This is a genomic window from Brachybacterium paraconglomeratum (assembly GCF_003994255.1).
Classification (GTDB): Bacteria; Actinomycetota; Actinomycetes; order Actinomycetales; family Dermabacteraceae; genus Brachybacterium; species Brachybacterium conglomeratum.
The window spans coordinates 708,876-724,312 of sequence record NZ_ML133851.1 but is presented as its reverse complement, the minus strand read 5'-3'; the positions used below and the strand labels follow the sequence as shown (position 1 = coordinate 724,312).

General features: G+C 72.9%; 14 protein-coding genes. 4 read left to right on the top strand and 10 right to left on the bottom strand.

Going from position 1 to position 15,437, the window contains the following annotated elements:
- Positions 1 to 144 precede the first annotated feature (144 nt).
- Positions 145 to 2,973, top strand: a complete 2,829-nt coding sequence (gene ppc, locus DS079_RS03250) for a phosphoenolpyruvate carboxylase (protein ID WP_126984793.1) — start codon at positions 145 to 147, stop codon at positions 2,971 to 2,973.
- Between the two features lie 325 nt (positions 2,974 to 3,298).
- Here ppc and DS079_RS03245 read toward each other — a convergent pair whose 3' ends face one another.
- From DS079_RS03245 to DS079_RS03235, 3 genes are read right to left on the bottom strand one after another with little or no spacing between them, the layout of a single operon-like run.
- Positions 3,299 to 3,898 carry a GNAT family N-acetyltransferase gene (locus DS079_RS03245; protein WP_126984792.1) on the bottom strand — a complete coding sequence of 200 codons (600 nt, stop codon included), beginning with the start codon at positions 3,896 to 3,898 and terminating at the stop codon, positions 3,299 to 3,301.
- The gene (locus DS079_RS03240; protein ID WP_126984791.1) at positions 3,895 to 5,001 is read right to left on the bottom strand and encodes an App1 family protein; all 1,107 of its coding nucleotides are present in this window, start codon (positions 4,999 to 5,001) and stop codon (positions 3,895 to 3,897) included. Before DS079_RS03240 ends, DS079_RS03245 begins: the two co-directional genes overlap by 4 nt.
- A gap of 5 nt (positions 5,002 to 5,006) precedes the next feature.
- On the bottom strand, positions 5,007 to 5,492 hold the full coding sequence (locus DS079_RS03235) for a GNAT family N-acetyltransferase (RefSeq protein ID WP_010550060.1): 486 nt from the start codon (positions 5,490 to 5,492) through the stop codon (positions 5,007 to 5,009).
- Positions 5,493 to 5,648: 156 nt separating this feature from the next.
- Between DS079_RS03235 and DS079_RS03230 the strand changes: the two genes are divergently transcribed.
- Positions 5,649 to 6,164, top strand: coding sequence for an arsenate reductase/protein-tyrosine-phosphatase family protein (locus DS079_RS03230; protein ID WP_126984790.1), 516 nt, complete (start codon positions 5,649 to 5,651; stop codon positions 6,162 to 6,164).
- A 72-nt stretch (positions 6,165 to 6,236) separates the two neighbouring features.
- Here DS079_RS03230 and DS079_RS17010 read toward each other — a convergent pair whose 3' ends face one another.
- From DS079_RS17010 to DS079_RS03200, 6 genes are all read right to left on the bottom strand, one after another.
- Positions 6,237 to 7,640, bottom strand: coding sequence for a hypothetical protein (locus DS079_RS17010; protein WP_164736077.1), 1,404 nt, complete (start codon positions 7,638 to 7,640; stop codon positions 6,237 to 6,239).
- A 514-nt stretch (positions 7,641 to 8,154) separates the two neighbouring features.
- The gene (gene pgm / locus DS079_RS03220; protein ID WP_206516133.1) at positions 8,155 to 9,792 is read right to left on the bottom strand and encodes a phosphoglucomutase (alpha-D-glucose-1,6-bisphosphate-dependent); all 1,638 of its coding nucleotides are present in this window, start codon (positions 9,790 to 9,792) and stop codon (positions 8,155 to 8,157) included.
- Positions 9,793 to 9,900: 108 nt separating this feature from the next.
- The gene (locus DS079_RS03215; RefSeq protein ID WP_126984789.1) at positions 9,901 to 10,692 is read right to left on the bottom strand and encodes a hypothetical protein; all 792 of its coding nucleotides are present in this window, start codon (positions 10,690 to 10,692) and stop codon (positions 9,901 to 9,903) included.
- Between the two features lie 71 nt (positions 10,693 to 10,763).
- On the bottom strand, positions 10,764 to 11,786 hold the full coding sequence (locus tag DS079_RS03210; protein ID WP_126984788.1) for an inorganic phosphate transporter: 1,023 nt from the start codon (positions 11,784 to 11,786) through the stop codon (positions 10,764 to 10,766).
- Positions 11,787 to 12,422 (bottom strand): DUF47 domain-containing protein, encoded by a 636-nt coding sequence (locus tag DS079_RS03205; RefSeq protein WP_126984787.1) that lies wholly within the window; start codon positions 12,420 to 12,422, stop codon positions 11,787 to 11,789.
- A 301-nt stretch (positions 12,423 to 12,723) separates the two neighbouring features.
- On the bottom strand, positions 12,724 to 13,350 hold the full coding sequence (locus DS079_RS03200) for a hypothetical protein (protein WP_010550067.1): 627 nt from the start codon (positions 13,348 to 13,350) through the stop codon (positions 12,724 to 12,726).
- Positions 13,351 to 13,374: 24 nt separating this feature from the next.
- On the opposite strand from DS079_RS03200, the gene DS079_RS03195 reads away from it, so the two are divergent.
- Both DS079_RS03195 and DS079_RS03190 read left to right on the top strand, forming a co-directional pair.
- The gene (locus DS079_RS03195) at positions 13,375 to 14,025 is read left to right on the top strand and encodes a PH domain-containing protein (protein ID WP_126984786.1); all 651 of its coding nucleotides are present in this window, start codon (positions 13,375 to 13,377) and stop codon (positions 14,023 to 14,025) included.
- A gap of 58 nt (positions 14,026 to 14,083) precedes the next feature.
- Positions 14,084 to 14,677, top strand: coding sequence for a DUF4126 domain-containing protein (locus tag DS079_RS03190; RefSeq protein ID WP_126984785.1), 594 nt, complete (start codon positions 14,084 to 14,086; stop codon positions 14,675 to 14,677).
- 52 nt (positions 14,678 to 14,729) lie between these two features.
- Here the strand turns inward: DS079_RS03190 and DS079_RS03185 are convergent, their stop codons facing one another.
- Positions 14,730 to 15,413: a hypothetical protein gene (locus DS079_RS03185; RefSeq protein WP_126984784.1), complete on the bottom strand. Its 684-nt coding sequence runs from the start codon at positions 15,411 to 15,413 to the stop codon at positions 14,730 to 14,732.
- Positions 15,414 to 15,437 lie beyond the last annotated feature (24 nt).

Genomic DNA, 15,437 nt, shown 5'->3' with positions numbered 1-15,437 from the left:
TCCGCCCAGTGAGGACCGGGACGGCTCCGCTGCGAGCGCCTGTAGTCTGTGCCCGTTCGTTCCGCGCCGACGCGGTCGCCCTGAGCGCGCCTTCGGCGCGTCGGCAGGCGGCCGTCCGTCGGCGTGCCGACCCCAGGAGGCCCTGTGCCACATTCCGACGCCATCGCCGTCCCGACCCTGACGAGCGAGTTCCCCGTCGTCGGCGACGACCCCCATATCGACGCCCCGCTGCGGGCGACGGTCCGCCGCCTCTCGACACTGCTCGGCCGCACCCTGGCCGACCAGCACGGTCAGGAGATGCTCGACCTCGTCGAGCAGGTCCGCAAGCTGACGAAGGAGGCGAAGTCCGCCGACTCCGAGGCCAGCGCCCAGGACGTCCAGGCCCGCCTCGCCTCCCTGCCCATCGAGCAGGCGACCGCGCTGACCCGCGCCTTCACCCAGTACTTCCTGCTGGCGAACGCCGCCGAGCAGGTCTACCGCGTCCGCGCCCTCGACGAGCGGCCCTCGAGCGAGTCGTGGGTGCCGCGCACCGTGCGCGCCGTCCACGAGGAGCTCGGCGCCGAGGGCCTGCAGAAGGCCGTCGACTCCCTCGACGTGCGCCTGGTGTTCACCGCGCACCCCACCGAGGCCTCGCGCCGCGCCGTGCTGACCAAGCTGCGCCGCATCTCCGACCTCCTCGCCGAGGAGACCGAGGAGGACACCCCCGAGCGCCGCCGCCAGGACCGCGACCTCGCCGAGCTGATCGAGACGCTCTGGCAGACCGACGAGCTGCGCCGCTCCCGTCCCACCCCGCAGGACGAGGCCCGCAACGCCCTCTACTACCTGCGCCAGATCTTCCGCCAGACCATGCCGGAGATGCTCGACGACCTGCGCGAGGAGCTGCGCGCCCACGGCGCCGACCTGCACGACGGCCAGGTGCCGCTGCACTTCGGCTCCTGGATCGGCGGCGACCGCGACGGCAACCCCTTCGTGACCGCCGAGGTCACCCGCGACGTGCTGAAGCTCCAGGCCGAGGCCGCGATCGACGTGTCCCTGGAGATCATCTCGGACCTGATCCTCGAGCTCTCGGTCTCCTCCGAGCTGACCGGGGACGACGAGGAGCTGCGCGCCAGCCTCGCCGAGGACCTCTCCCACGACTCCGAGGTCGACAGCACCCAGCAGTCGCTCTACGACCAGGAGCCCTACCGGCTCAAGCTCGGCGCGATGCGCTCCAAGCTCAGCGCCACCCGCGAGCGGATCCGCTCCGGCGAGGCGCACGTCCACGGCGCCGACTACGGCGACACCCAGGAGCTGCAGGACGACTTCCAGGTCCTGCGCGCGGCGCTGCGCCGCCACGGCGGCCGCCGCGCCGCTGACGGGGCGCTCGCCATCGCCCAGCAGGTGCTGGCCGCCTCCGGCCTGAACCTCGCCGCCCTCGACGTGCGCGAGCACTCCGAGAAGCACCACGAGGTCGTCGCGCGGCTCTTCGACCGCGTCGGCGAGCTGGACCGCCCCTACACCGAGCTCGGCCGCGCCGAGCGCACCACCGTGCTCTCCCGCGAGCTCGGCAGCCGCCGCCCGCTGGTCGGCTCCGCGATCACCGAGGACGAGTCGATCCTCGACGACGCGACGCGCACCACCTACGGGGTGTTCCGCGAGATCCGCGATGCGCACCGCCTGTACGGCACCTCCGTCATCGAGACCTACATCATCTCGATGACCCACGGCGCCGACGACGTGCTCGCCGCCGCGCTGCTCGCCCGCGAGGCCGGTCTGCTCGACCTCACCGGTCGCGAGGAGAAGCGCGCCGACCTGGGATTCGTGCCGCTGCTGGAGGAGGTCTCCGAGCTGCGCCACGCCGGCGAGATCCTCGACCAGCTGCTCTCGGATCCCTCCTACCGGGAGATCGTGCGCCTGCGCGGCGACCGCCAGGAGGTCATGCTCGGCTATTCCGACGGCAACAAGGACGCCGGAGTCATCACCAGCCAGTGGGAGATCCACCAGGCCCAGCGCGCCCTGCGCGACACCGCAGCCCGGCACGGCGTCACCCTGCGCCTCTTCCACGGCCGCGGCGGCTCCGTCGGCCGCGGCGGCGGCCCGACCTACGACGCGATCCTCGCCCAGCCCTACGGGGTGCTCGAGGGCGAGATCAAGTTCACCGAGCAGGGCGAGGTCATCTCCGACAAGTACATGCTCCCCTCCCTCGCCCGGGAGAACCTGGACCTGTCGCTCGCCGCGGTGCTCGAGGGCTCGGCCCTGCACACCGCCCCGCGCACCCCGGAGAAGACCCTCGAGCGCTTCGGCGAGGTGATGCAGCACGTCTCCGACGCCGCCTTCACCCGCTACCGCACCCTGGTCGACGACGAGAACCTGCCCGAGTACTTCGTCTCCTCCACCCCCGTGGAGCAGCTCGGCGACCTGAACATCGGCTCACGCCCCTCCAAGCGCACCACCTCCGACAAGGGCCTGGACGGCCTGCGGGCGATCCCGTGGGTGTTCGGCTGGACCCAGTCGCGCCAGATCGTGCCCGGCTGGTTCGGCGCCGGCTCCGGCCTGAAGGCCGCCCGCGAGGCCGGCCTCGAGCCCGACCTGCACGAGATGTACCGTTCCTGGCACTTCTTCCGCACCGTCATCAGCAACGTCGAGATGACGCTGGCGAAGACGGACATGCAGATCGCGGCGCACTACGTGCACTCGCTGGTGCCGGAGAACCTCTGGTACCTCTTCGACCGCATCCGCGAGGAGTACGAGCTCGCGGTCTCCGAGATCGAGCGCCTCACCGGCGTGCTGAACCTGCTGGACAACCAGCCGATCCTCAAGCGGACCCTCGCCGTGCGCGACCGCTACCTGGATCCGATCTCCTACATGCAGGTCGCGATGCTGCAGCGGGTCCGGGCGGCGAAGGAGCGGGGCGAGGAGCTCTCGCCCGAGCTGCAGCGCGCGCTGCTGACCACCATCAACGGCGTCGCCGCGGGGCTGAAGAACACCGGCTGAGCCGGAAGCACGTCACCCCCGGGCCGCGTCTTCGCGGCGGCCGACGGGGCCGGGAAGGGCAGACGCCCCGCCCGGCCCCGTCGTCATGTCGGCCGGGTCCCTGCGTCGGTCGGGTGGGGCGGGGCCTGTCTGGCTTCCGACGGTCGTGGCCTCGCACCGAGAGGCGTATTTCGACCGCTATGGGAGAGCCATACCGGTCGAAATACGCCTTTCGGTGTGCGGTGTGCGGTGTGCGGTGTGCGGTCTGCGGTGTGCGGTGCGCAGGCCGCGGCACCGGCCGGGTGCTCGCGATCGGGCTTCGTGCTCCGGGGGCCGGGCGCCGGGCTCACGCGGAGGGGCGGGCGATCCGGTCCTCGACGGGCAGCGGGCGCTCCATGATGTCCATCGCGAGGCCCTCGACCTTCAACAGCGCCGCATCGCCCGCGAAGGGCACGGCCTGCCCGGTGCGGGTGAAGCCGTGGCGCTCGTACCAGCGGTGCAGCTCGGGACGCGACTGGAGCACCTGGATCATCAGCACGTCCACCCCGTCGGCCGCGAGGGAGGCCGCCTGCGCCTCGAGCAGACGCCCGCCGAGCCCCGCGCCCTGCGCGGCGGGGTCGACCGCGAACAGCCCGAGCTCGGCCCGGACCGCTCCGTGCTCGTCGGGCGCCTCGCGGCGGGTGTAGCAGCATCCGAGCACGCGCTCGGCGGAGCTCCCGCGCTCGAGGCCCGTTCCTCCGTCGTCCGCGCCGTTCCCGTCCCCGGTCGCGACCAGCAGCGTCACCGCGGGGTCGGCGAGCATCGCGCGGACCTCCGCGGCGTCGGTGCGGTGGCCGTCAACGAGGTGCGCCTCGGTGGTCCAGCCGCCCTGGCCGCGGTACGCGGCCTGGACCAGCTCCACGATCCGGGGGACGTCCGGCTCGGCGGCGGGTCGCAGGGAGATCACCGGGACATCCTCCCGTGTCGCTGCAGGGCGGCGAGCAGACCGTGGCCGTTCGGGGCGGCGAGGGCGAGCGGTCCCCGGCCGCCGGGGCTGGAGCCGACCAGCGGGCGCAGGGTGCCGTGGGCGAGGAGCTGCTCGGGCTCGGTGAGCTGGCGGATCAGGATCGACTCGACGAGCTCCGGGTGCCGCTCGGCGAAGGCGGCGTAGAGCGAGGGGTCGTGCTGACCGTCGTCGCCGACGAGGATCCAGCGGACGTCCGGGTACGCGGCGGCGAGGCGCTCGAGCGAGCGTGTCTTGTGCTCGGGGCCGGAGCGGAAGAAGCCGGTGTGGGTGGGGCCCCAGTCCGTCAGCAGCAGCGGCCCGTCCGGATAGCCGTTGCGGTAGAGGAAGCGCTTGAGCACGGGGAACACGTTCCACGCGCCCGTGGACAGGTAGAACACCGGCATGTGCGGGTGCTCCCGCGCCAGGCGCTGGTACAGCATCGGCATCCCGGGGACGACCTGGCGGGAGGACTGGTGGACCACGAAGGCGTTCCAGAAGGCCAGCAGGGGACGGGGCAGCCACGTGACCATCACGGTGTCGTCGATGTCGCTGACCATGCCCACGCGCGCCTCGGGCGGGACGATCGTGACGTCGGCCGTGACCTCGTTGCCGGGGACCGTCCACAGCACCGCCTGGTGTTTGCCGGGGCTCAGGGACACCTCGAGGGTCGCATCGACGATGCCGGAGCGGTCCGCCCGCACCGTGAACTCCTCGCCGCCGAGGCGGATGTGGACGGTGCGGTGCGGCGCGACCTGGCTGGTGAAGTTCCGCCAGCCGCGCACCGCGACGGTCCGCATGTCGTGGACGGGCTGGTCGTGGAAGTCCGCGGAGGTGCGGGGGGAGGCGTACAGCACCTTCGCCAGGACCCGTGCCTGCGTCGCCGAGCCGTATCCGTGGAAGGGCTGCAGGCGCAGGTCCCAGTGCAGACGGCGCAGGGTGCTGCCGACGAGGCGGTTCTTCACGTCCTCTGCGCGCGCCGCCCAGTGGGGACGGTCGGAGCCCGCCCCGGCGGCGTCGTGACGCAGCGCGGAGCGGGCGAAGGAGAGGGGCGCGGGGATGCGCACGGGCCTCAGAGGCCGCGGGTCATCTTCAGCCAGGCGCCATCGGGATCGTCCTCGACGATCTGCCAGCGCTCGCCGCTGTCGGAGAAGCCGAGGCTCTCGTAGAGGGCCCGGGCGCCGGTGTTCTCGGGGCCGACGTAGAGGGTGACAGTGTCGGCGCCGTCCTCGCGGGCCCACTCGAACACGGCCTCCGCGAGGCGGCCGGCGATGCCGGAGTGGCGCGATCCCGGGGTGACCCACATGGCCTGCAGCTCCCGCTCGTTGGCGGGGGAGTCGTCCTCCTGGCGGACGGCGACGACCGCGACGGGCTGATCACCTTCGACCGCGAGGAACCAGGCGGCGTCCGAGACGCGCTGCTCCCAGACGGAGTCCTCGTAGGTGGACTCCTTCTCCCAGCTCTGCCCGAAGGCGCTGGGGTCCGTGCTGAGCGAACGGAGTCGGATCTCCCGCACGAGCGACCAGTCCTCGTCGTGGGCGCGGATGATTTCGGCCATCGGTGTCCTCCTGAGCCGTGGTGGCGTGGTCACGGGCGTGGTGCCCTGGCGATCATGCTCTCGTGCTGACCCGAGAACCGCATGCACTCCGCCTCACAGTGTACGGCGATCGGCGGTTCCACGCTCTCACCGCCTGGAGGTTGACACAATGGGGGGATGAAGCCGCTCCGACTCCTCACCGTGTGCACCGGCAACGTCTGCCGCTCCCCGGCCGCCGCGGTGGTGCTGCGCCGCGCCCTCGAGCTCGAGGGCCTCGACTCAGAGGTCGAGGTCGGCTCGGCCGGGACCACCTGGGAGGTGGAGGGGATGCCGATGGACGACCGGATCGAGCTCTCGCTGGAGCGCGCTGGCTATCCGCGTCCCTTCGAGCACACCGCCCGCACCATCCACCTCACCGAGCTGATGGCCTGGGATCTCGTGCTGGCGATGACGCCCGAGCACGCCCAGACGATGCGTCGCATGGCCGATCAGGCCCCCGAGGGCGCGACGCCGCCGTCGATCACGATGTGGCGCGCCTTCGAGCCGGGGGCGGAGGGGCGCCCGGAGACCGAGCTCGTCGTCGAGGACCCCTGGTACGAGGGGCAGGCGGCCTTCGACCGCACGGTGACGGAGATGGAGCGCGCCGTGCCGGGGATCCTGCAGCGCGTGCGCGAGTTGCTCGCCCAGCGCTGAGCGGTGGAGCCCGCCCGCCGGCGGTAGCACCTGCTCAGCGGCGGCGCGCCTGTCCGGCCGTGGGCCGACGGGTCAGCGGCGGTGGTTGCTGCGGCGCGAGTGCCAGGTCGCGCCGACGAAGCCGGCGGTGGTGAGGAAGCCGATCGCGAGCGCGGCGATCAGGACCTGACGCATCTGGCCGAAGGCCGTGCTCGAGTCGTCGGAGATCGCGTTGAACAGGCGCACCACGGGGCCGCCGTCGCCGGAGGACGTGGGCTGTGCGGCCTGCGGCGCCGGAGTGCTGGGCTCCTCGGTGCCGACGCCGGCGACCTCGGTCTCCTCGGTGGTGCTCGACTCGGCGGTCGTCTCGGGCTCCTCGACCGGGGTCTCGGAAGGGGTCCCCGGGGCCGGCTCGGGGGCCGGCTCCGCGGTGGGCTCGGGCTCCTCGCTCGGCGGGGGAGCCGGAAGCGGCTGTGCGCGCCGCTTCGGCTCGGGGGCCGGCTGCGCGGGCGTCGACGGCTCGGACATCTCCGGGGTGGCCGAGGGGCTCGCGGTCGGAGTGGCTCCCTGGTCCGGCACGGGGGTGGTCTTCTCGTCGTCGGTCGTCTCGCCGTTGCCTCCGCCGGTCGAGGTGTCATCGCCCTCGTCCGTGGTGTCCTCGTCGGTCGACGTGTCCGACGCGTCGTCCGACTCCTCGCCGTCGGTGGAATCGTCCGAGCCGTCGCCCCCGGAATCGGTGGGGCAGTTGCAGGGGCAGTCCGTGGCGTCGCCGTCGGTGCCGGTGCTCGCGGTCGGGCTCTGGGACTTCTGGGGCTTGGCCGTCGCGCTCTGCTGCGCGATCGGGCGGGGGACAAGAGCGCCCCTGACGGTGCGCTTGGGCTCCTCAGCGGAGGTGTCTCCCTCGGTGTCGTCGCTGCCGTCGTCGCAGGTGGCGGAGCCGTCGGTCTCGGTCGCGGTCTCGGTCTCGGTCGCGGTCTCGGTCTCGGTCTCGGTTGACGTCACCGGGGGATCGTCCGTGCCACCGGGTTTCGTCGGCGTCCCGGACTCCCTCGTCGTGATCTTCCCGCCCTGCGGGTCGGCGTAGGGAGAGGTCGAGGTCGTAGAGCCCTCGTCCTTGGCTTCCCCCGATGCCTCGTGCTCCTCCGGCGACTGCTCCAGCTCCTCGGTGACCTCGGGATCGTTTGGGGCGCCGTCCGCCTTGTAGTCCGGGGTCTCCTCGGCAGGAATCTTCGAGTCCTCGTCCTGCTCGGGGGGCTCCTCACCCTCGGGGGAGGCGACTTCCTCGGAAGTCTCGGAGGGGGCGGTGAGGGTGGTGGTGGCCCCGGGCGTGATCGTCCCGTCCACGGTGCCCGTCGCGGGGTCGTCGTCCGCGGGGGCGGCGTCCGTGCTCTCGGCGGCATCGCCGGGCCCGTCGGCGAGAGCGCTGGTGGTGGCGAAGGGGAGAGCGGTCAGAGCCAGGGTGGCAGAGGCCGCGCAGACGCATGTCCGCAGTCGCATGTCCTGCCCCCTCTCCGTCATTCTCGCCGCGCGCGAGCGCTGCGGTCGGTGTGCTTACCGGCGGGTCCGACGAAGCACACTACCCTACTGATCCGAAGCACACTACCCTACTGATCCTTTACCTACCCACCCCATGGTTCACGCGCTCTTTGGGCCACGCAAGGAGAGTGTGGACGGCGCCACCGACGGGTGATGTGCCTCAAGTTGGGGCGCGCTTGACCATTCCTTTGCCGCGCGGAGGCTGCGGTCGTTGCTGAAACGTTACGGACCTGCAGGTCAGCACCGGGTGCGCGAAACCCTCGACGCGCGTCGACGGACGGCGCGAGGGTGTCGCGCCGTCCGTCGACAGCATCGGGTGGAGCAGGGGGCGGGGCCGAGGAGCGGAATGTGGAGGAACGGTCGGCCAGGAGCGGTGCGGTCGCAGCGACCGCACCGGGGCAGGGGAGCGGACAGTCGCTCCCGCGGCGCCGCGCGGATCGTCGGCTCCGCCCCTGCGCTCGGTCCGCCCCTGCGCTCAGTCCGCGAGCGCCCCGTCCACGAGGTCCTTCGCGGCCTGCTGCACCTCGGCGAGGTGCTCCTCGCCCTTGAAGGACTCCGCGTAGATCTTGTAGATGTCCTCGGTGCCCGAGGGGCGCGCCGCGAACCAGGCGGACTCGGTGGAGACCTTCAGCCCCCCGATCGCGCCGCCGGAGGGGGCCTCCGTGATCGCCGAGACGATCGGCTCGCCCGCGAGCTCCGTCGCGGTCACCTGCGCGGGGCTGAGCGCCTTGAGCTTCGCCTTGGCCTCGCGGTCCGCCGGGGCGTCGGTGCGGGAGTAGGCGCTGCTGCCGAACCTCTCCACGAGCTCCGCGTGCAGGGTGCTGGGGGAGCGCCCGGTCACCGCGAGGATCTCCGAGGCCAGCAGCGCGAGGATGATGCCGTCCTTGTCGGTGGTCCACACCGAGCCGTCGCGGCGCAGGAACGAGGCGCCCGCGCTCTCCTCGCCGCCGAAGCCGACCGAGGAGTCGATCAGGCCCGGCACGAACCACTTGAAGCCCACCGGCACCTCGAACAGCTCCCGGCCGAGGTCCGCCACGACGCGGTCGATAAGGCTCGAGGAGACCACCGTCTTGCCCACCTTCGCACCCGCCGGCCAGTCCGGGCGGTGCGCGAACAGGTAGGTGATGGCCGTAGCCAGGTAGTGGTTGGGGTTCATCAGGCCGCCGTCCGGGGTGACGATCCCGTGGCGGTCCGAATCCGCGTCGTTGCCGGTGGCGATGTCGTACTCGTCGCGCTTCTCCAGCAGCGACGCCATCGCCCACGGGCTCGAGCAGTCCATGCGGATCTTCCCGTCGCGGTCCAGGGTCATGAAGGACCACTGCGGGTCGACCGCGGGATTGACGACGGTGAGGTCGAGGTCGTGCATCTCGCCGATCTCGGCCCAGTAGTCCACCGCCGCGCCGCCCAGCGGGTCCGCGCCGATGCGCACGCCCGCCCGGCGGATCGCCTCGAGGTCGACCACGCTCGGGAGGTCCTGCACGTAGGTGCGCAGGTAGTCGTAGCGGGCGGCGTCCTGCAGAGCCTTCTGTCGTCCGTGCCGGCGCACGCCCTTGAGCCCGTCGCGCAGCAGCTCGTTCGCGCGGTCGGCGATCCACGAGGTCGCCTCGGTGTCCGCGGGACCGCCGTGGGGCGGGTTGTACTTGAAGCCGCCGTCGCGCGGCGGGTTGTGGCTCGGGGTGACGACGATGCCGTCGGCCCGGCCGGGATCGGTCGCCGCCCGGCCCCGGTTGTGGACCAGGATCGCGTGCGAGACCGCCGGGGTGGGGGTGTAGCCGTCGAGCGCGTCGACCTGGGCGGAGACGTCGTTGCCCGCGAGGACCTCGAGCGCCGTGTCGAAGGCGGGGCGCGAGAGGGCGTGGGTGTCCCGGCCGATGAACAGCGGGCCGCGGATGCCCTGCGCCGCCCGGTACTCGGCGATCGCCTGCGTGGTCGCGGCGATGTGGTCCTCGTTGAACGCGACGTCCAGCGAGGAGCCGCGGTGCCCGGAGGTGCCGAAGGAGACCGCCTGGTCGGGATCCGCGGGATCCGGGTGGAGGTCGTAGTAGGAGTCGAGGAGCGCGTCGACGTCGACGAGGTCCTCCTGCTGTGCCTTCTGGCCTGCACGGGGGTGCATGATCACCACTCCATCCTCGGTAGCTGGGGCTGATCGCCACTCTAGGTCCTTCGAGGGCACCTCAGCGCAGGAGCGCCCGGAGTGAGACGGCGGCGGGTCGGCAGGACCTCAGGCGCGGCGGGAGCGGACCAGCAGCACGATCCCCACGATCGTCAGCACCAGGCCCGCCAGACCCGCGACCACGCCGATGATCGGACCGATCACCAGCGGGGCCATCATCCCGAACAGGCTGTAGGGGCCCAGATGGGCGGGGGCGTCGGTGCCCGTGCAGGAGATCGTGGCGGTGGTGTCCTGGAGGGAGGCGACCCCGAGCACCTGCACGTACTCCTCGCCGTTGCCGAAGGTGGTCGCGGTCGAGCTCGGCACCGTGGTGACCGCCCCGGGGTCGGAGCCCTCCGCGGTGCACTCGGCCGTGGCGGCGTCCGCCGCGGGCACGTAGACGATGACCATCTCGTTGGCGGACAGCTCGAGCGTCGCCGAGCTCGCCTCCATCGGCGTCGGCCCCTCGGACGCATCGCCGACGAGCGATCCGAGCGACCACACGATCCCGACGATCGTGGCGGCCGGGGCGATGACCAGCAGGAGCACCAGGCCGATCACGAGCGGCAGCACGCCGCGCCGGCGCCCGGGCCGACCGGACCGCCCGGGACCGGAGGCCGAGGGGCCGCCGGTGTGCGAGGCGGCGAGGGCGCTGGGAGGCAGCGGACCCGTCTGGGGGCCGTCGGCGAAGGAGGCCCCGTACGAGGCCTGGCCGTGCCCCTGCTGCGGGGCCTGGCCGTAGGGGGCGTGGGCCGGGGCGCCCGGCTGCGGGTCCGCGCCCGGACCGGGCGTCGTCGGCCCCGGCAGCCCGAAGCTCGGACGCTTCCTCGGGGCGGGCGTGGTGGACTCACCGTCGGACATCGGCTCCCTCTCGGTTCGGCTCCGCCCAGGATAGTGGTCCCGCCTGCACGCGGGCCGGGCGGGCCCTCCGCTCAGAGCCCGGGCAGCTCGAGCACGACCCCGAGCAGTGCGGCCCCGACGACCGCGCAGGCCAGCGGGGTCACCAGCCAGATCAGGAGGATCTCCCGCGCGACCGACCAGCGCACGGTGCGACGGCCCCGGGCGACGCCGGCGCCGACCACGCTCGAGGCCAGCGCCTGGCTGGTGGAGACCGGGGACTCGAGCCCGAACACGCCCAGCGACATCGTCAGCGCCGCGGAGGACTCCGCCGCCAGTCCCTGCGCCGCGGTGAGGTCCGTGAGCCGGCGGCCCAGGGTGCGGATGATCCGGTGCCCGCCCATCAGGGTGCCGGCGCCGACGGCGACCGCGACCGTGCTCATGAGCACCGTGGTCGTGGTCCCGGACAGGTCCGCCCCGGCGCTGCCCAGCGCGATCACGACCACCGCGAGCGGGAGGCGGGCGTCGTTCAGGCCGTGACCCGCCGCGACCGTGCTCGCCGAGAAGGTCTGCGCGAACCGGATGTGGCCGGGCCCGAGCAGCTCGGACCGTGCCAGGCGCAGGATCAGCTGCATCAGCAGGTACGCGACCGTCGCCGAGATGACGGGGCCCACGACGGAGACCGCGAGCATCAGCCCCAGCCGGTCCCAGGCGGCCGAGGTGCCGATCACGAGGGAGACGCCGAAGGAGGTGCCGAAGAAGGCGTGCCAGGTCGAGGCCGGCAGACCCATCCACCAGGTCAGCAGGTCCCAGAGGAAGGTGCCGAGCATGAGCACCAGCAGCGCCGCGCCCAGTGTGTCGGGGCGGGCGGCGAGCTGCTCGACGATCGGGCCGAGGCCCAGCAGGCGCACCGCCCACGGCACGGTCATCACCAGCAGCGCCATCCCCAGCAGTGCGCCGAGGGTGTTGAGGAGCGCCGCCGCCCACAGCGCCGAGGAGGCCTTCAGCGCACGGGTCGTGATGGTGGTCGAGATGGCGTTGGAGGCGTCGTGGAAGCCGTTCATGTAGGCCACGACCAGCGCCAGGGCCACCACCAGCGCGAGCAGCAGCGGCGTCACTCAGGCGTCCTTGATCCGCAGCAGGTCCGCGATCCGCGCCGCCCGCTCCTGCAGCGCGATCGTGTGGCGGATCGACTCGGAGACGTCGTGCAGGGGGAGCAGCTCCTGGGTGGAGCCGCCGCGCTTGTACAGCGCGCCGAGGGACTGCCGCACGAGGCGCTCGCCCTGGCGCTTGAGCTTGCGGATCTGGACGTAGTAGTCGCCGAGGTCCTGGGTGTCATTGAGCTTCCAGGATGCGGCGACGGTGAGCTCCGCGGCGCGCTCGATCCCCTTGGCCGCATCCAGTAGCGGGGTGGGCAGCGTCCCCACCTGGGAGACGACCAGCAGCTCGCCGGTGTGCTCCATCGCGTCGACCACGTCGGCGAGCGTGAGCGAGAAGTCGTAGAGCAGCTCCGCCTCGTAGGGGGTGATCAGCGAGTGCGCGAGACGCTGGGCGATGCGGCGGCACAGCTCCTCGGCGACCGTGGACTGCTCGTGCAGCGTCGGCGCGATGCGGGTGCGCTCGCGATAGCCGTTCCCCAGCAGCTTCGAATGGGTGTCGGCCGCCTGGACGAGCAGCTCCGCGAGCTCGGAGAGGAGATCGCTGAGGGGGCGCTCCGTGCGCGTGGGGAACAGTCGGGAGAAGAACTGCACCACCTCGCGTCGCCTCCTCGCGCCGTGGGCGCCTGAACGCCTCGCGATCCGTGCGGTCGGACGCGGGCTCCTGCTCGTGATGCTGAGGCGCCGGACCGGGATGCGCCTGTCGGCGCGAAGGCCGCTCGAAGCGGCAGATGTTGGAGCCCGGGGCAACCGCGGCCCGGCGCTCGTCCATCGTAGAGCACGGGCCCCGAGACGGTGCAAGCACCGCCCCCGGGGAGTATGGCGAGGACCTCAGTCCGTGCAGATCACAGCGCCCGACGGGCACCGGCCGACGGGGTGGCGGCAATGTCTCGGGGCGTCAGTCGAGGCGTCCCTCCTCCGCGTGCCGGCCCGCCTCCGTGAGCTCCTCGCCGGTGCGCAGCAGCCGTTCCGCCTGCCGGGTCCGCTCCTCCCCGGGATCCTCGTCCGCCAGGTGCGCCGTGCCGTGGGCGAGCAGCGTCGCGACCGCCCCGGCGCGCCGCAGGGCGAGGCCGAGATCGCCGGTGAACGCGCCGCGCAGGATGTCGTCCATCGTCTCCTGCACCTGGGCCACCTCCGGCGGCTCCGCGAAGCCCGTGAGATAGCGCAGCCCGGGGACGGTGCGGGAGCCGGCCCGGTAGCGCCGGGCGACCTCGTCGCCGCTGCGCTGCACCCAGGTGTGCAGCACGTACAGCCGCCACAGCGCACCGGGCAGGGTCGAGGCGGGCGCGGCCGACCACAGCGCCGCCAGCTCCGTCAGCCCGTCGTCGGCCGCGAGCGCGACGACCCGGCGCACCACCTCCGGGTCGGAGCTGTGGAACACGCCGTCCAGCAGCGCCCGGGCCGAGTCGTGCGCGAGATCCATCGAGGTCGCGGGATCCGGCTCCCCGGGGATCGACGCGGCGACCGAGGGATACATCGAGGCGGGACGGCGGAAGCGAGGGGCGGAGGAGTCGTGCGAGGACATGCCCCGCACCCTACGCTGGGTGCCATGACCATCCCTCGCCGGCTCGGCCCCGAGACCGGGCCGCGCACCGCACTGCCCGACTACTCCCGCAGCAGCGCGACCGTCGAGCGGATGGTCGCCGCGCTCGATCCGTCCCGCACGGGCCGCGACCGGGGACGGGTGCGGGCGCTGCTGCCCGCGCACGCCACGCGGGACACCGCCGCGCGCGCCGTCGTCGCGGCCGCGCTGCTGGGCACGGCGCTGGTGAGCGTGCTGGGCACGGTGCTGCTGCTGGGCACGGTGCCGGACGGCCGTTCCCCGGGGCTCGGACTGCTGGTGGTCGTCGGGGCGCTGGGCGCGCTCGCGCTGGTGCTGGGGCTGCTGGGGGTCCGTTTCGGGATCGTGGCGCTGGGCACGGCGCGCGCCCGGGTCGAGATCTCCGCGGACGGACTGCGGGTGTTCGGCCCGGTGCGGCACCGGGACGTGGCCTGGGAGCGGATCGCGGCGATCGAGTCCCGCGTGGTGCATCCGGTGCACTGGCTCACCGCCGCGCTGCGCCTCGAGGACGGCACTCGGATCGTGATGCCCGCCTTCGACCGCCCCGTGTGGACCTACACTCGGCCCTCCGGGCAGGACATCCGCGCGCTGCGCACGGAGCTGCACCGGCGCCGACAGGCGGGCCCCGGGCGGCGCTGAGAGGCCAGGGCGCCGGACACGACAGCGACTCACGACAGGGGAAGCCGTGGAAGCTCTGATGATGACCCTGGGCTCGGGCTGGGTCAGCGGGATCAGGCCGTACTTCATGATCTTCCTGCTGGGCCTGAGCGGTCGGCTCTTCTCCCTCGAGCAGGTCCCCGAGGTGCTGCAGCGCACCGACCTGCTGGTGATCACCGGGATCCTGCTGCTGGTGGACTTCGCGGCGGACAAGATCGCCTTCCTCGACTCCTTCTGGGACCAGCTGCACACCGTGGTGCGGCCGATCGCGGGCGGCGCCATCGGCTTCCTGCTCGGCGGGGAGACGGACACGACCTCCGCGATCGTGATGGCGGTGCTGGGCGCGGCCGCGGCCTTCGGGTCCCACGCCGCGAAGACCACGACCCGGGCGGCGGTCAACGTCTCCCCGGAGCCGGTCTCGAACGTCCTGGTCTCCAGCGGGGAGGACGTCGCCGCGGCCGTGATGGGGCTGCTCGCGATCGTGTTCCCGGCCCTCGCCGCGCTGCTCGCGCTGGTGCTGCTGGGCCTCGGGATCTGGGCGATCGTGCGGATCCACCGCGCCTACCGGGACCTGCGTGCCCGGCTGCGGGAGGTCAGGGCCCGACGTGCGGACGGGACCCACAGGCCGGCCTGAGACCGGTCCGGGACCGGCCGGTGGACGCCGCCGACGACGTCGTGGCCCTCGTTCAGGCGGCGGGCGCCGCGCTCGTGCCGTCCTCCCACAGGGCCCGCGCGACCTCGGGCAGCTGCGCGGCCGTGACCTCTGAGACCGTGAGCACGCCCTGATCGTCCAGCGGCAGGTGGCCGAGGCGCCAGGAGCCGTCGGCCTCGACGTGCACCATCAGCGGCACCGGATCGGCGGGGGAGGAGATCTCGGTGCGGCGCAGCGAGACGGTCCGCTCGGCGCCGTCCTCGAGGAAGGCCAGGACGATGTCGGAGACCGAGGCGGGCACGTGCGCGGCGTCGGGCAGCGCCGAGACCACGAAGGAGTCCAGCTCGTCCTGGGTGAGCATGAGGATCGCGTCGTTCGCCTTGATGATGAAGGCCATCCTCATCGCCTCGCCCTCGGCCAGCGCGATCCCGAGCCAGCGGTCCGCGGAGGTCAGGGTGCCGGCGATGACCTGGCCCTCCTCGCCCAGCAGCCACTGGCCGTCCGCGGAGCGCTCCACCTTCCCGCGGGCGCGCAGCCCCGAGGTGACCGCGGCGGTGACGAACTCGCGCGCCTGCTCCGGGGCGCTGCGCAGTCCGATCTGCTCGCGCGTGATCCGCGCGTTCTCGGTGTCGCGCAGGCCGAGCATGAAGTCGATCTCGTAGGCGGTGTAGATCGTGACCTCGGGACGGTCGGTGCCGGCGCTCGCGGACTCGCTCATCGGTGTTCCCCCTCGGGCGTCGTG

Excerpts from the sequence above, each read along its gene's own strand:
- DS079_RS03215 (WP_126984789.1), bottom strand. The coding sequence starts at position 10,692 with ATGTCCGACGGTGAGTCCACCACGCCCGCCCCGAGGAAGCGTCCGAGC.
- DS079_RS03190 (WP_126984785.1), top strand. The coding sequence starts at position 14,084 with ATGATGACCCTGGGCTCGGGCTGGGTCAGCGGGATCAGGCCGTACTTC.
- DS079_RS03195 (WP_126984786.1), top strand. The coding sequence starts at position 13,375 with ATGACCATCCCTCGCCGGCTCGGCCCCGAGACCGGGCCGCGCACCGCA.
- pgm (WP_206516133.1), bottom strand. The coding sequence starts at position 9,792 with ATGCACCCCCGTGCAGGCCAGAAGGCACAGCAGGAGGACCTCGTCGAC.
- DS079_RS03235 (WP_010550060.1), bottom strand. The coding sequence starts at position 5,492 with ATGGCCGAAATCATCCGCGCCCACGACGAGGACTGGTCGCTCGTGCGG.
- DS079_RS03185 (WP_126984784.1), bottom strand. The coding sequence starts at position 15,413 with ATGAGCGAGTCCGCGAGCGCCGGCACCGACCGTCCCGAGGTCACGATC.
- DS079_RS03200 (WP_010550067.1), bottom strand. The coding sequence starts at position 13,350 with ATGTCCTCGCACGACTCCTCCGCCCCTCGCTTCCGCCGTCCCGCCTCG.
- DS079_RS17010 (WP_164736077.1), bottom strand. The coding sequence starts at position 7,640 with ATGCGACTGCGGACATGCGTCTGCGCGGCCTCTGCCACCCTGGCTCTG.
- DS079_RS03230 (WP_126984790.1), top strand. The coding sequence starts at position 5,649 with ATGAAGCCGCTCCGACTCCTCACCGTGTGCACCGGCAACGTCTGCCGC.